This window comes from Paenibacillus sp. FSL P4-0338, from assembly GCF_038002365.1.
Taxonomy (GTDB): Bacteria; Bacillota; Bacilli; order Paenibacillales; family Paenibacillaceae; genus Paenibacillus_AQ.
Map to the genome: position 1 here is coordinate 2,449,968 of NZ_JBBOCG010000001.1, position 15,562 is coordinate 2,465,529.

At 52.8% G+C, this 15,562-nt stretch carries 12 protein-coding genes; 4 read left to right on the forward strand and 8 right to left on the reverse strand.

The genetic code is table 11. The annotated features are described in order from the left end of the window. Window positions 1-4: 4 nt before the first annotated feature. Window positions 5-712: a response regulator transcription factor gene (locus MKZ07_RS10860; protein ID WP_036700839.1), complete on the reverse strand. Its 708-nt coding sequence runs from the start codon at window positions 710-712 to the stop codon at window positions 5-7. A gap of 157 nt (window positions 713-869) precedes the next feature. Between MKZ07_RS10860 and MKZ07_RS10865 the strand changes: the two genes are divergently transcribed. Further along, a complete protein-coding gene (locus MKZ07_RS10865; RefSeq protein ID WP_036700837.1) occupies window positions 870-1,541 on the forward strand; it encodes a hypothetical protein in 672 nt (223 codons plus the stop codon). 97 nt (window positions 1,542-1,638) lie between these two features. Here the strand turns inward: MKZ07_RS10865 and MKZ07_RS10870 are convergent, their stop codons facing one another. From MKZ07_RS10870 to MKZ07_RS10890, 5 genes are all read right to left on the reverse strand, one after another. Then, window positions 1,639-2,280 (reverse strand): cupin domain-containing protein, encoded by a 642-nt coding sequence (locus MKZ07_RS10870; RefSeq protein ID WP_083677889.1) that lies wholly within the window; start codon window positions 2,278-2,280, stop codon window positions 1,639-1,641. Window positions 2,281-2,385: 105 nt separating this feature from the next. Next, window positions 2,386-3,264: a methyl-accepting chemotaxis protein gene (locus MKZ07_RS10875; RefSeq protein ID WP_051494029.1), complete on the reverse strand. Its 879-nt coding sequence runs from the start codon at window positions 3,262-3,264 to the stop codon at window positions 2,386-2,388. A gap of 42 nt (window positions 3,265-3,306) precedes the next feature. Next, window positions 3,307-8,730 (reverse strand): diguanylate cyclase, encoded by a 5,424-nt coding sequence (locus MKZ07_RS10880; RefSeq protein ID WP_036700835.1) that lies wholly within the window; start codon window positions 8,728-8,730, stop codon window positions 3,307-3,309. 12 nt (window positions 8,731-8,742) lie between these two features. Further along, window positions 8,743-9,909, reverse strand: a complete 1,167-nt coding sequence (locus MKZ07_RS10885) for a hypothetical protein (RefSeq protein WP_036700832.1) — start codon at window positions 9,907-9,909, stop codon at window positions 8,743-8,745. Between the two features lie 162 nt (window positions 9,910-10,071). Further along, complete coding sequence (locus tag MKZ07_RS10890; RefSeq protein WP_051494028.1) at window positions 10,072-10,533, reverse strand: GNAT family N-acetyltransferase; 462 nt, start codon at window positions 10,531-10,533, stop codon at window positions 10,072-10,074. Window positions 10,534-10,684: 151 nt separating this feature from the next. Here MKZ07_RS10890 and MKZ07_RS10895 point away from each other — a divergent pair, with 151 nt between their 5' ends. The 3 genes from MKZ07_RS10895 (at window position 10,685) to MKZ07_RS10905 (ending at window position 12,754) form a co-directional block, all read left to right on the forward strand. Beyond that, entirely contained in the window at window positions 10,685-11,611 is a 927-nt protein-coding gene (locus tag MKZ07_RS10895; RefSeq protein WP_036700830.1) for a sugar phosphate isomerase/epimerase family protein, read from the forward strand. A 98-nt stretch (window positions 11,612-11,709) separates the two neighbouring features. Further along, window positions 11,710-12,135: a VOC family protein gene (locus tag MKZ07_RS10900; RefSeq protein ID WP_036700827.1), complete on the forward strand. Its 426-nt coding sequence runs from the start codon at window positions 11,710-11,712 to the stop codon at window positions 12,133-12,135. Between the two features lie 214 nt (window positions 12,136-12,349). Then, a complete protein-coding gene (locus MKZ07_RS10905) occupies window positions 12,350-12,754 on the forward strand; it encodes a CBS domain-containing protein (RefSeq protein WP_036700824.1) in 405 nt (134 codons plus the stop codon). Window positions 12,755-12,844: 90 nt separating this feature from the next. On the opposite strand, the gene map is transcribed toward MKZ07_RS10905, so the two are convergent. Together map and cysI are read right to left on the reverse strand one after the other, a co-directional pair. Beyond that, window positions 12,845-13,591: a type I methionyl aminopeptidase gene (gene map, locus MKZ07_RS10910; protein WP_036700821.1), complete on the reverse strand. Its 747-nt coding sequence runs from the start codon at window positions 13,589-13,591 to the stop codon at window positions 12,845-12,847. A 240-nt stretch (window positions 13,592-13,831) separates the two neighbouring features. Further along, on the reverse strand, window positions 13,832-15,547 hold the full coding sequence (gene cysI, locus MKZ07_RS10915) for an assimilatory sulfite reductase (NADPH) hemoprotein subunit (protein ID WP_341025803.1): 1,716 nt from the start codon (window positions 15,545-15,547) through the stop codon (window positions 13,832-13,834). Window positions 15,548-15,562 lie beyond the last annotated feature (15 nt).

Sequence of the window (15,562 nt, forward strand, 5' to 3'; positions counted from 1 at the left end):
CCCATCATTCCTGCACCTCTCTCATACGGTAGCCGTGTCCCCAGACCGATTCCAGTGGCAGGCCGTCCATTTTTTTGCGGATACGCTTGATCAGATGGTCGACAGCGCGGTCACTGCCGAAATAATCCTCTCCCCAGACATGGCCCAGCAGCTCTTCGCGCGTAAAGGCCCGGTTCGGACTTCCCGCAAAGACCATCAGCATCAGGAATTCCTTGCTGGTCAGCTCCACTTCAGCTCCTTGCCAGAAGGATCTTCTCTCCGTAGGATGCAGCAGCAGACTTCCCAGCTCTATCCCTGAATGCACTGCAGGCAGAGCAGCCGCAGACGGAGAGGGGTGAAGGCGTTCCCACCTTTTCAACTGGCGGTTAATCCGGGCTACCAGCTCACGGGGACTGAAGGGCTTGACCAGATAATCGTCGCTGCCAAGCTCCAGACCCAGGATTTTATCCACTTCATTATCCTTGGCAGAGATCATAATAATCGGTACCTCCGCTTCATCGCGGATACGCCTGCACAGCTCATAGCCGTCCATTCCCGGAAGCATAATATCGAGCACCCACATGCCGGGAGGGTCATTCCTCCATAAATCCCACGCCTCCTCGGCACTTCCAAGGCCAATCGTCCGGTAATTCTCCTTATGTAAATAAGCTTCCACCAGATTGCGTATATTCTCGTCATCGTCCACAATGGCAATGACCGTTTGATTGTTCATTCAGGTAACCTCCGTAATTTGTGTCTTCACCATTATAGCAAGCGGCTGAGCGGGATAGGGCCCTGCCATTGTTTTTCCACATTACTGACCCTCTCCTGCCACAGAAGCCCGCTATAGTGAGACCTGTAAGACAAACCACCTGAAGGAGTGTTCGTACATGAATCGTCTAATCGTGAAAAGAATGGCTCTATCCACCCTGCTGCTGTCCAGCATCGCCACCCCGGTCTTCGCGGATACGGGAATCGCACCGCCTCCAGTACAGGGACCCACTGCAACTATAAGCACGGCCGCTGCAGCCACAAATGGCAGTAAGCTGCTCCCCCTGCTTGAACCGCACGTTCTGGAGCTGGTGAACAGCTATGCACCGGAAACAGCCCAGGACTGGCGGGATACGCTCAGCCACTACCATGCATTAACAAGCACCAAAGCGCTTAGCGTGGATATCACCACGTCAATGTCTGCCACTCCATGGACAGAAAAAACCGGCATGATGGAGGTGCAATTAGCCACGCCTGGAACGTTAACAGATGAAGAAACGGTTCCACTTGCCACTGTGACGGAATACGGGTCAACCGGGGGCCACGTTGAGGCAGTCCTATCTGCCTCAGAAGTTGCAAACCTCACACTAACGAAACCTAACTCTCTGGAATCCGGGAAGCTTGCCAATGTGGTAACCTTACATGCGGCGTATATCGACGGCTTATTCAAAGCACAGGCTGACCTGGCAGAGGCTGCACAAGCCACAGATGCAGCAGCCATTAAGCAGGCACTCTCCGAACTGCTGAGTCAATATAAAGACCTTAACCACAAGCTGGAAGAAACAAAATAAACCGCGCAGACCCTGTATCCATTAGAAAAGCAGGCCAAGGAATTCCTCCCTGGCCTGCTTTTTCTGTTCAGATCAATTCGTATAGCGTAGCCGCCGCCTAACGGCGGGGATACATCGGATAAGGGTAGAATGCAGCAGCCGGTTGTTGGGCTGCGTAGGCGGGCATACTTTTGGCGGGCGGGCCCATATTCATTTCCCCGGCAGATCCTGGGGCTGCGCAGCCCGGAGGCGGTCCAAGAATAATCGATTCCTTCAGCGGAGCCACGGCCATGGCGTACTCCTCTTCATTAATACAATAAGCGCGCTGGATGACCTCTTTGGGCACAGCCCGCAGGAAGTCTGAACCATACACAATATCCGGAGTCGGCGCATCGAAGATCGCCAAGAAATGGGCTTGTTCGCTCTCGGCCAGAATCCAGTGGAACCAGCCCTTCGGGAAGACAGCAATTTGTCCGGCCTTCAGATGATAGGTCATTAGCTTCTGGGTGAACGGATCGAACACGGAGGCAATTAGCTCCCCGCTAATCACGAAGATCATCTCCGTCACATTCGTGTGCCAGTGCGGCTGAACAATGAAGCCTCTGCTCATATGGGCATTGAAGAACCCGTTGCGTATCGCCGGAAGCTGTTCGCCAAAAAGCTGCGTAATATAATTGTTCGCATCCCGCTTATAATTAAGCACCTGATTAGAATCGGCGGCAAGCTTCAGGTCCGGTGCCTGCAATACTGGATCTAGCATGATTAGTTCCTCCTCAAACTGGATTGTAGCCTTAAGTAACACTGGGCATTCGTCCAGATACTGTATGCAGGGGAGGAACTCTTTGACACTAAAGACAGGTGCGGACTAGATCAGACGAGCGATACTCTCAATCTCCACGGCGGAAGCTGCGAGCTGCTGCATGGAGGCGGTAATCTCCTCTGTGGCTGCGGCCTGACGTTCGCTTTGCGCCAGACAATCCGTAAGCACGGCATCCATCTGGTTAATCTTCTGCTTGATCATCTGCAGAATGCCGGCAATATCCTTCGCCGATGAAGCACTGGACACTGACATTTTGCGGATTTCCTGGGCCACGATACCGAAGCCCCGTCCATGCTCAGCGGCATGCGCCGCTTCAATCGCTGCATTGAGCCCGAGCAGGTTGGAATTATCTGCTACCTTGCGGATGAAATCGAGAATCTCGTCCGTCTGCTGCAGGTCCTCAACCACCTTCTGGCCCAGCTCCTTCAGATCGCCGACGGTATTCGCCAGATCCGAGGCCGTGCCCGCAATCTCTACCGAAGTCGAGCTGATCTCATCAGAGGTCACTGCCAGCGCATTCGCTGCATCGCTGAGCGTTACCTGATTACTGAGGCTGATTCCGATCGTGAATACCCCTGTCACAACCCCGTTCCGGTCCCGGATAGGCATGGATGACGATTTAAAAGGGATTCCGTAGATTTCTCTTGGAATCGTAGTGCTAACTTCTTCCCCGCTCTCCAGCGCAGCCCGGATTCCCCCGCTGGGCGGTACCGGAGAACCCAGTTCAATCTTGGCTATCAATTCCTTCCCTTGCAGATAATAAATGAACTTGTCCCGATCTGCCAAGGCAAACATTACATCCAGCGGGAACAGCCGCTGCACCAGGGGCAAAGATACTTCAAGCGCCTTCCGCAGCTGCTCCATTTCTGATTCTTGTCCTATTTCCTGTTCGGATTCATGTTCTAATTCATATTCTGTACTCATTGCTTCAACAGCTCCCTAATCCTATTTATTTATGTACATCGCTTATCGCTCGAACAAAGTAACACAGTTGCGGCCTTGCGCCTTGGATTGGTACAGCGCATCGTCACCCAGCTTATAGATATCCTCCTCGCGCAGACCGTCCACAAGTACGGCGGCTACGCCAATAGAGACAGTAATTCTGCCGTATTCCGGACTGAGATCATGCTGTATCCCCAGCTCCGCGATGCTTCGTCTAATCAATTCGGCGTACGCGCTGGACTCTGGCGGGGCCAGTCCGGCGGCCACAATCCCGAATTCCTCCCCGCCCAGCCGGAACGCGGTTCCGTCCGCCTGTTCAGCCAGCTCCTTCAGTACCCCGCCTATTCTGCGCAGTACCGTATCGCCTTCATAATGCCCGTAGGTGTCATTGAATTTTTTGAAATAATCAATATCCAGCATCAAGTAGGTTAAATACTGTTTGCCGGCAGCAGCCTTATCCACCTTATCCAGGAACAGCTTATTGAAGTATCTGCGGTTGTACAGGCCGGTTAATTCATCGGTGATGGAGATCCGTTCAATTAGCCCGATATACTTGCTCAGCTCTCCGTTGTTGAATTCCAGCTCCTTCGTCCGCTCGGCCACCAGTTCCTCCAGATGCTCCTTGTGCCGCCGTAGCTCCTCCTCCGCCTTCTTTCGCTCAGTGATATCCTTGATCGTTCCCTGAATCGCCGGCTTATCCTGATACATGATTCTGACGACCTTGTGAATGGCGATGACTTCAAGGGACTTATCCTTATGCACAAGCCTTGTCTCGTACTCTTCCGGTGCCTGTTTGCCCTCGACTCGTCTGGCATAATAATGCATCACCTTCTCCCGCTCCGGGGGCGTAATGAAATTCCCGAAGGGCTGCTCCAGCATCTCGCCCGCCTTATAGCCGAGCATCTGCTCCAGCGCCTCATTAACATAGACACACCGCATATCTTGGACCACGAACACCCCGTCCTGCAGGTTGTTGACCAATTGGCGGTATTTCTCCTCTGAACGCTCAAGCTCCGTATACAGACTGGCGTTCTCAAGCGAGAAGACCATCTCTCTGGACAGCAGATTAATAATCTTCATCCGTTCCTCGGTGAATACGCCGGTCACCAGATTATTCTCCAGATAGATGATGGCAATCGTCTTATTCTGGTTAATCAGCGGCATACAGACCATCGATTTCGGCTGCTGCCTCACAATATAGGGATCATTCACAAACGGAGTCTCGGAATAGGCATCATTGTAGATCAGGCTCTCCCGGCTCTTCTCCACTTGTCTGATGATCGCGGCAGGCAAATTGTCCAGCTGATGCGACTCATGAATGGCCACGGAGATCCGGTCCGTGTCCGCTTTATATTCTCCTTCGACCAGAAGATTCGCCTTGGAAGTCATCAGGATGCAGCCCCGCTGCGCCCCGGCATTCATGATTACAATCTCCATCAGCGCTTCCAGCAGGTGGTTCAGCTCAATTTCTTTGGAGATGGCCTGTGAAGCCAGAATAATGGAATTCAGATCAATACTCTCGGTATAATCGGTCACCGTCCTGCCGTGCATGAACTCCTTGGTGCTGATTTTCTGGGCAAGAGCGGGGTATCGCTCTTTGATGAACGCGATCTTCTCCTTGGCCCCCCAGACCGAATAATAGTATTCGGATTGTCTGAGCAGATAAGCGGCGAACTCGTTGAAGCCCTTGTCCATATAGAACCGGGCCGCCAGCTCGTTGCAGAGTGCCTTATAACGGACGAAGCTTCCCTGCTCGCTGGCCTCAATCGCCAGATCATAATAATAGCCTGCGCGGGTACTGTTCCCGGAGATCCGGGCCCATTCGGCTCTCATCAGATATTCATGCTGGCGGAAGGTTCCCGGTGCATTGCTGGCCCATTTGCGTACCCGGCTGAGTTCCTTGCGCATTTTGGACCTGGCCTTCCACTTGTCGTTCACACCCAAATCCTTGTAAGCATAAGCCAGATTCAGGAAGGTGTACAGTGCGAACTCCTCCATAAAAGCCGATCCGGCCAGCGTCCCGATAATCGGATACGCCCGCTCGATATACTCCAGCGCTTCATCATGCTTCTCGTAGAGAAACAGCAGCTTCATTTTGTAGATATAATAGATGGCAATTCCCGAGTAATACCTCGCTTCCTGCAATTCGTGCAGGTAGACCTCTTCACTGAAGTATTCATTGTTAAATGAGGTACGCTCATGCAGCTCTCCGGCAAGACTGAGATAATACTGGCGGGCCAGCTGCGCTGTGGCAAGCGACTCCCTGTATTTCGTATTCTCGATCATAGAGATCGTACGGGCACTTTCCTGAAGCAAAGCCGGGATGTCCATCGTCGGATTCCAGAGATTCACATAGAAGGCGGAATGGGCCAAGTAGAGCAGATCTCCTGTCCGCAGACTGGCTTCAATGGAGGTGCCGAACCAGTCCTGCAGCGTATCCCAAGGCTCGGTCCAGGCGTGACTGAACAGCGTATACAGAACATGCGCCGCGCCTTTCCACTGCAGATCATTGAATTTGTCGTTAATTCTGATCCCGAGACGTCCATAAGCGAAGGCCCCCCGGGTATCCCCGAAGCCGGACAAGAGCATGGCATAGCCGATAAAAGCAAGCGCCGACTCAGGCGAATTCCCGTATTTCAGCGTCAAGCCCACCTTCTTCAGCACCACCAGACCAAACAGCGAGGTCTCTCCGGAGATAAATGCAGGCGGTATAAAGTTAACCAGCAGCCGCATCACCAGCTTCATCTCCGGGTCCTGCATCTCCGGCAGTGCAAAAATCGTCTCTGGTGTTCTCCCCCGCAGCGCAGCCTTAACGGCCAGCAGTTCCTTAAGGACGGCCGGTATTCCAACCTTGGCCGGAATCTTAATTCCGAGCGCCTTCAGCCCTCGTCTCCCCGAAGCAATTGACTCAGGCATCATGCCAAGGTACATATAATGATTGGTCTGCATCTCATAGATTTCCGCAATAGCCATCCGCTCCGTAGTTTGCTCCAGCAGCAGACGGCAAGCCTGGTCCCCCTGATCGATGTGATGAGTGAGATAGCTGCATTCCGCATACAACCTGTAGATCTCCGCCGCCTGCCCCGGATCTGTGCTCCAGATCTGCTCCGGGAGCAACTCCATTGCCGCTTCAAGCAGCAGGAAGGCCGAATCATACCCGTACCCTGCCTTGGCCTTGTAGGCTGCCCGCAGATTCAGAGCGACGATCTCACGCGCCTCCGAGCTATCGGTGACTAACTCCAGCCCTTTATTAATATGGGTGGCGATATCGACCAGCTTGTCCTCGATTTCCTCCGCTCCGAGATTCCGCAGCAGCAGCCTGCCGATACTAAGATGAAGCCTCTTCCCCCGTTCAGGATCAAGCAGCTGATAGAAGGCCTGCTGAATCCGGTCATGGGCGAATTTCAGCCGGATGCCCATCTGGGCAGCCTCGCGCCCGGATTCAGCAAGTGTAGCCGAGAATATGGCGTATTTATGATCGGCAGGCACGATATATTCTTCCTGGACCGCCCGTGTAATCGCAGCAGCAATCACCTCCGGCGCTTCTTCTCCGATCAGCATCAGCATCCCGTAATCGAACACACTGCCGGCCGCCGAGCTTAGCATCAGGATATGGCGGACCTCCCCAGGGAGATGCTGCAGCTGTCCAACCAGGAAATCCACCACACTGTCGTGGACCGGCAGCGCCTCCAGCCGCTCCAGGCTCCAGCTCCATTCCCCGTTCTGCTTGTCGAAATAGATAATCCCCCGCCGGTGAAGATCCTTCAGCATTTCCGTCAGGAAAAAGGAATTCCCCTTCGACCGCTTGTATAACCATCCAGTAATCCCTTCGACCCGTTCCATGCTGCTGTACAGCGTGTCAGCCACAAGGCTTTGCACATCCGTCTCTTGCAGCGGCTGAAGATGAATACGTCCAACTTCACGATTTTTGCCGATCTTAACCATCGCGGCGAACAGCGGATGACCTTCGTGGATCTCATTCTGCCGGAAGGAGCAAATCACAAACATCCGCTGCAGATGGTTATCCAGCACCAGCTTCTCCACGAGCTGCAGGCTGGAGTAATCTGCCCACTGGACATCATCCAGGAAGAGGACCAGCGGCCGGTCCGGATGCGTCACTCCCTGTACGAACTTGGCAAAGGTCAGGAAGAACCGGTTCGTCTCCTCGGCCGGACTCAGCGGCTCAGGCTCCGGCTGGGTCCCGATCCAGGCGGCAAGCTCAGGGATTAATCCCGTAATCACACCGCCGTTGCCGTCAAGCAGCCGGGTCAGCGAGCGGCTGACCTCACTCTTGTAGTCCTCATCCAGACTCTCCAGCAGCTGGCTGACCAGCCTGCGGAAAGCCTGGATGAGCGCACTGTACGGAATGTTCTTATTGTACTGATCGAACTTCCCTTCCGCGAACAGCCCCTTCTCCCGGCTAATCGTCCGGTGCAGCTCATGGACCAGTGCGGTTTTGCCTGCACCCGCATCACCGGAGACCAGCATAAGCTGGGAATTCGAATTAACGCTGCTGCGGAAGGCCGCTTCCAGACAGGACAGCTCCTGCTGTCTGCCGACTATCTTTTGCGGAATGCGGAAGGTGTTCAGGAGGTCCTCCGTTCCAATCTCGAAATCCTCCTGCCCGGCCAGGCATTTCTTCAGATCGGCCTTGATGCCGTGAGCACTCCGGTACCGGTCCTCTGACGATTTCTCCATCAGCTTCATAATGACAGCCGACAAGCCGCTGCTAACCCTGCCTCCGGTTGCATTGTAGGGGGAGAGTGCCTCCTTCGCAATAATGGAGTAGATCTGCTCCAGCATCTCGGATGATGGATACGGCATGATGCCGGTCATCATCTCATACAGGACGACGCCCAGTGAATAGTAGTCACTCCGGTAATCAATATTGCGGTTCATCCGGCCGGTCTGTTCCGGTGAGATGTACAGCAGACTGCCCTCCAGCACGCCGCTGTTCTGGAAATCCCGCCTCTCCTTGGACAGCTTCACCGCAAGGTCGAAATCAATCACCTGGACAATATCCCGTTCCCGGTTCCAGATGATATTCGACGGCTTGATATCCTTATGAATCACGTTCTGCTCATGAATGGAGCCCAGAATATCCACAACCTTGACCGCCAGCTTCAGTAACGCCTCCTCCCCCGGCTGCTCTTCCGCCAGAATCCGCTTCAGCGAACGTCCGGCTATATCCTCAAGGACCATGACGTACAGGCCGTTCTGCTCCTCAAGCCTCAGGGGACGGATAACCCCTTCTGTGCTAGTGCTAAGCTCTGTAAGCAGCTTATATTCCTGCTTGAAGCGCATCACCGCTTCGGTGCCGGCAAACTCCGATTTTAACACCTTGAGAATGACCGTTTCTGCGGAGGAAGCCTCCGTGCACCGGTACACGGCTTTTATAGGATTATCTGAAATGGTCTCCAGGACCTGGTAATGGTCATTAGCAATCATTGTACTCCACCTTTAGCCTTGTTCTCCCGTAACCTCAATATCGGCATCGAATTTAAATACATAGGCAGCGATCAGCCAGATAATCCAGCAATTCAACCCAAAGAACAGATAACCGAAATAGCCCAGAACCGGCATCTCGGAGAAAATATGAAATTTGTCCAGATAAGGCACCGAGTATTTCCAGTAATTCGGATTGGTAGGGGCATCATCATGGAACCACTCACTGCCAAAGTTCCAGAACTCCCAGAAGAAGCCGTTGAACACCGTAGCCAGTCCCACCAGAATCACCTTGGACCAGTCCCCGTTCTTCACCGGGGTGAAGGGAGTCCAGTAACCGGCAAGCGCCATCGCTGCGGACAGCATCGGAACCAGCGCAACCCACAGTACCCAGAACAGCAGGTACGGATAATAGCCCATGCCGAAGGCCAGAATCAGCCCGAGAATATAATAGATGATCAGCCAAATGCGTGACACCTTCAGCTTAGGCCCATGACTATAACGGTTGCGGAACAGACGGAAGGTCTTGAGGAGTAAGTACCATTCGAAGATGGCCGGAAGGACGGTGGTATAGGATAAGGAGAACCAGAACACATTGCCGAAGTTAGAGAACACTTCATTATTAGGGTAATACCAATTCTCCAGCACGAAGAAATTCAGGTATTCAAAAGCAAACCAGCTGAAGCAGGACACCACCGCCAGCAGCTGCATGACATGAGGCTTGCGCGAGATGATCGAGGCTCCGTGATTTCTCCGGTAGACCAGCCCGTCCAGAATCAGGATAAAAGACCACCAGAGGGGAACAAAGGTGTAATGCTCCAGAGAGATAAATAGCTTCACCCGTGCCCACATCAGGAACCAGCTAAGCGCAAGCACCGGCAGACTCCACCAGAACCAGACAGGAAAAGGAGTGGCCGCCCCCGCCTTCCGGGGTGCCTCCTCCGTCTTCTTGAAGCCGAACCATCCGGGGAATACCAGAACCAGTGTGATGATCAGGGCCACGACGCAGGCGAGCGAGAAATACAGCAGGCTGAATCCGGGGTCCGCTTCGACCTTCTGGGCCGGGAAATCCCCGTAACCCGGGGGCATCCCCTTCCACTTCGCAAGACTTCCGAATAACGGGAGCAGAAAGATCAGTCCGAAGGTAACGATCAAGAATGCTGTCTTTTTCCATGTTTTCATTGCGCAAACCCCCGCGTATGTATGTAGTTGAAAGTCGAATTTTGTTGATAATCGCTAATATTCGATAACACTCCAGTTTATTCCTGCTGGCCGCACACAAAAAAATGCCCCACCGTCCATTTCCATGACGTATGGAGCATCTGTGCGGGGCAACTGAACCCATTATCCCTTCAAATCCAGCTTCATGCTCAGTGAACGTATCCCGTGCTCTTCTTCCTCTTCACCAAGCGATACGAATCCCTGGGAGGCATAGAAGCCAGTAGAATTCGGGGAAGAGTTCACCGTAATTTGCGTGCTCCCTCCCGTCCTCATCCGGTCTACCGCATACCGCAGCAGGGTCTTGCCGATTCCGGTTCCCTTATAAGCATTCTTCACGAACAGCAGAGAGATATGCTGATGATTGCGCAGCTCTATGATTCCTGTAACCTCTTGCCCGCTAAGCGCGATGTAGATCTCGTGATCCTCCTGCATCCGCCTAATAATGGCGGCAAGCTCAATGTACCTGTAGAATTCAATAACACCCTGCGCCGAATGATTGGCGGCAATATGTATATCAAACGCCTCCCGGATCAAGGGAGTAATCAGCTTCTCCTCACCCGGCAGCAACTGTCTGATCCCTTTCATGCGGCATTTCTCCTTTAGTGTGACTGGCTAGCGATAACTCTATAATAATAGCATAAATCAGGGAAATTTGCCCATTAATAGTTGCAGGTGAACACGGGATTTCGGCGAATTCTTTATCCTTAGGATCAATTATTATATGCGGGGTGTATAAATGAAGCGATTTATGATAGGTCAATATGGAGGATTTGATTATGGCAAGTTCCACAGGGATTTCAAAGCCGAATTCTATGGCATTGAGGCTTGTTCTTTCCCGTCCGATGAAGCTTGCCAGACGCTGATTGATGCAGCACAGAAGTACGGATTCCACACAGGAGTCCATTACCCGCTCCGGGCCAATCCTGCCAGACTAAGAGATGCCTTATTTCTCTCACCGGATGATTACGTGCGTTCTGAAGCATTCCAGCAGATCCAGGAAGAGCTGGATTATATGGTGAGGCTACAACCCGATTACGTATTATTTCATTATCCCAAGCCGGTTATCCTAGATCCTCAGGTGGACTGGAGCTCCTGGCGATTTGCTGACAGGAAAGAATATATTTATGAGAATGACCTCTCTCTGAATGAACTGATACAGCACAGCAAAGTTCTCTTCGACTGGCTTAGCCGGAAGGGCCGGGAGTACCGGTTCCAGCCCATTTTGGAGTTCGACGGACTGAACAGTTATATCTGCCAGCATAATTTTCTGGAACAGCTCTTGCTTGCCTATCCGGATATTAAGCTATGTCTGGATACCGGCCGGTTGTATCAGCAGGATAAGCTTGACCCTAATTTCGATGCCCGTGCCCTTCTGAGAAAATACACCAAGTATGCGGCATTGATCCATCTGTCGAATGTTCAGATTAACGAAACTATCCAGCACGGCCATTACCCGGTCCTACCGGAGTTAAGCGCCGGGGAGGGCTGGGCCCCGATCGAAGACTATCTGGGCATTATCCGTGAGGAGAACAGCGAAGTGAACATCATGTTCGAGCACCGCTCTGACCTCATCTCCGCACAAGATCTGGACCGTTGTTATGCATGGGTAGATCATATCCTAAACGGAGTCCCCGAGAATCCTCCGGCTTCTCCACCGCGATGATGGCACAGCCTACCCCGAATAATTGTGAATGCACAGGCGCATGATACAATGGGACCGTAACGTCCTTGCCTTAATTTAACACAAGAGGAGTGACAGATGTGGCAATCAATGTGTACCTGAATTTCAATGGCAATACCCGGGAGGCTGTAGAATATTACGCTGAAGTATTCGGGACCGAACCTCCGCATATCATGACCTTCGGCGAGGCTCCGCCCGATCCGTCCCATCCTGTACCGGAAGAAGCCAAACATCTCGTCATGCACGCCAATCTGATGATTGCCGGCAGCCCGGTCATGTTCTCTGACGTATTCCCCGGCATGCCGTTCACGGAAGGGAATAATATCAGCCTAACGGTGACGGATACCGATGAAGAGAAGATTCGTCTCTGGTTCAACAAGCTGAAGGAAGGCGGAACTGTACACATGGAGCTGCAGGAGACCTTCTGGAGCAAGGCCTACGGGAACCTGAAGGACAAATTCGGCATTCACTGGCAGATTAGCCACGACAACGGCCAGAACGGCTAACTCCCTTAGTAGTTTCCTATTCACAAAAGCGCTTAGGATATGACGGTTCTTCCCTTGGAAGGACAGCATATCCTTTTTTTCTGCGGCCTCATAATCCCAGCGTAAACGTAACATTTCAAAGTTGTAACCTGATTTTTAATGCGCTTACATCCTGTTCTATGTTTTAATTGTAATAACGTTATGTATTTCATCCTACTGTAAAGGAGACTAACTTATGGAAATATCCTCATTTTTGCTGCCCAAGGATCAAGTGGCATTCATCACCTCCTCGATTTCTATGCGGGAAGCGCTGGATCAGCTGGAGAATCATTATTATTCGGCCATTCCAATTATTGACGATGCCGGTAAATATGTTGGGACCTTGTCGGAGGGCGATCTGCTATGGAAACTGAAGAACACCGATGGTCTGAGCTTCGCGAATATGAACGAGGTGACTGTTGGCTCCATTCAGCGTCATGTGCATAACGAGAGCGTAGAGATCCACGCGCAGATGGAGGATATGCTGACCCTGGCAGCAGACCAGAACTTCGTCCCGGTAGTGGACGACAGCGGAATCTTCCTCGGCATCATCCGCCGCAAGGATATCATCGAGTATTACACACGGAATATTACAGATTAACTCAGATGCAGCTGCAGCAAAGGCAGGACTGTCCTACATGGACGGCCCTGCCTTTGCTGCGTGATGCGGGTCTTTAACCCCTTAATTCTTCTATAGCTCTGTCAAAATAATCGTGCCCTGCGGGGTGACCGCCAGCGTATGCTCATACTGGGCCGATAGACCCCCGTCAATGGTGCGCGCAGTCCACCCGTCTGCATCCACCTTGGTCCGGTAGCTACCGGTATTGAGCATCGGCTCAATGGTGAACACCATGCCTTCCTTAATCCGCGGGCCTTTACCGGCCGGGCCGTAATGAGGCACTTCAGGTGCTTCGTGCATCTCGGAGCCAATCCCGTGACCGATGAAGTCCCGGACAACGGAATAACCGTTAGATTCGGCATATACCTGAATAGCATGCGCTACGTCGCCTATGCGGTTGCCGGCTACAGCCTGCTCGATGCCTTTGAACAGAGATTCTTTGGTCGTCACCAGCAGCTTCTCCGCCTGCTCACTAATTGTACCCACCCCGTAGGACCAGGCCGAATCCGCCAGCCAGCCGTTCAGGTTGACTACCATATCAATCGTAACAATATCTCCATCCTTCAGCTCCTCATGCTTAGGGAAGCCATGGCAGATGACATCATTCACAGATGCGCAGGTGGCATATGGATAACCGTGATAGCCCTTCTGCTCCGGGGTTGCGCCATGCGATAGAATGAACTTCTCGGCAAACTGGTCGATCTCCCAGGTGGTAATTCCCGGCTTGATCAACTTGGCAATCTCCCGGTGGCATTCCGCCAGGATTATGCCGGCTGCCCGCATCTTCTCAATCTCTTCCATCGATTTCATAATGATCATTCAATTCGCCTCTTCTGTACAGAATCCATTACTCACTATATATAATGGCTCTTGATTATAATGGGGTAGTGCTACTCTATATTATGTAAGAAAACTTCCGAAAATCCAAATAAACAAACAAAATAAACCTGTCTTCCGCAAAAACACCAGAAAACAGGCTCATAACTAACCTTCCTATGATGGCTATTCCGTACAAGTTACTGGTAGTTATAGCATATACAGACCGCCAGGCATCAGCTGTTAGTCGTGGAAGTTGAGCCCCGAAGTAACTGCCTTGACATACCCGCTGCGGATCACATAATCGCCGAAGTGCTCACCGGCATTGCGCTCTCTTGCGTAGCTATGAATAATCGGCCCCAGGGTGTCCAGAATCTCCCGCTCGTCAATGTTCTCCTTATACAGCTTGTTCAGCCGGTCTCCGGTAAAGCCTGCACCCAGGTACATATTATATCTGCCCGGACCTTTCCCGATAAAAGCAATCTCGCCCAGCGCCGGTCTGGCACAGCCGTTAGGGCAGCCGGTCATACGGATGATAATCTCTTCATTGCGCAGCCCGGCTTCATCTATGATAACCTCCAGCTTATCCAGCAGGTGCGGCAGATAACGCTCTGCTTCCGCCATAGCCAGCCCGCAGGTCGGCAGGGCTACACAGGACATCGCACTTCTGCGCAGTGCAGAATGATGGGCCCCGTCCGTCAGCCCGTACTGCTTGGCAAGCTCTGTAATCTTGCGCTTCTTCGCCTGGGTCACTCCGCCGATAATCAGATTCTGGTTCGGGGTCAGCCGGAAGTCTCCGCTGTGAATCTTGGCAATCTCGCGCAGGCCGGTCATCAGCAGGTAGCCCTCCTGATCCTGAATCCGTCCGCTCTGGATATAGAGCGTCAGGTTCCATTTGCCGTCCATCCCCTTCACCCAACCATAGCGGTCGCCATTATGATCGAAGTGATAGTCGCGCGCCGGCTCCAGTGTCCAGCCCAGCCGTTCGTGCAGCTCTCCCTTGAACCACTCCAGCCCGTGCCGGTCGATCGTATACTTGAAGCGGGCGTTCTTGCGGACTGAACGGTTGCCGTAATCACGCTGAATCGTAACTGTCTTCTCGGCCAGATCAATCATCTGCTCCGGACGGCAGAAGCCAATGATCCGTCCCAATTGGGGATACGTATTCGTATCGCCATGCGTCATTCCCATACCGCCGCCGACCGAGACGTTGAAGCCAGCCAGCTTGCCGTCCTCCAGAATGGCGATGAAGCCCAGATCCTGGGAGAACACATCTACATCATTGGATGGGGGCACCGCCAGGCCAATCTTGAATTTGCGGGGCAGGTAGACCGGGCCGTAGATCGGCTCAACCACCTTGCTGTCCACAACCTTTTCGCCGTCCAGCCAGATCTCATGATACGCACGGGTACGCGGGGCAAGATGATCACTGATTTTGTGGGCCCACTCCTGGACCTCGGCATGAACCTCCGACTGATACGGGTTCGGACCGCTCATCACATTACGGTTAACATCTCCGCAGGCCGCAAGCGTGGTCATCAGGGTGTCGTTGATCGTTCTGATCGTATTCTTGAGGTTCCACTTCAGCACCCCATGCATCTGAAAAGCCTGCCGTGTCGTCAGGCGCAGTGTCCCGTTGCCGTACTTATGGGCCAGCTCATCCATGACCAGCCACTGTGCAGCAGACGCCACACCACCGGGCGCTACTACCCGCAGCATGAACTGGAACGCCGGCTCCAGCTTGGAGCGTTCCCGCTCACTGCGCAGATCCCGGTCATCCTGCATATAGCTGCCGTGGAATTTCAGCAGCCGGTTGTCATCCTCCGGCAGACCTCCTGTAATCGGATTGCTAAGGGTCTCGACAAGCGCACCGCGCAGATAATTACTCTCCAGCTTAATATGTTCAACATCACTCGGCGGTCCGCCAATCGGCTTTACCGCTGGTTCATTGTTTGCCATTGCTGATTCTCTCCT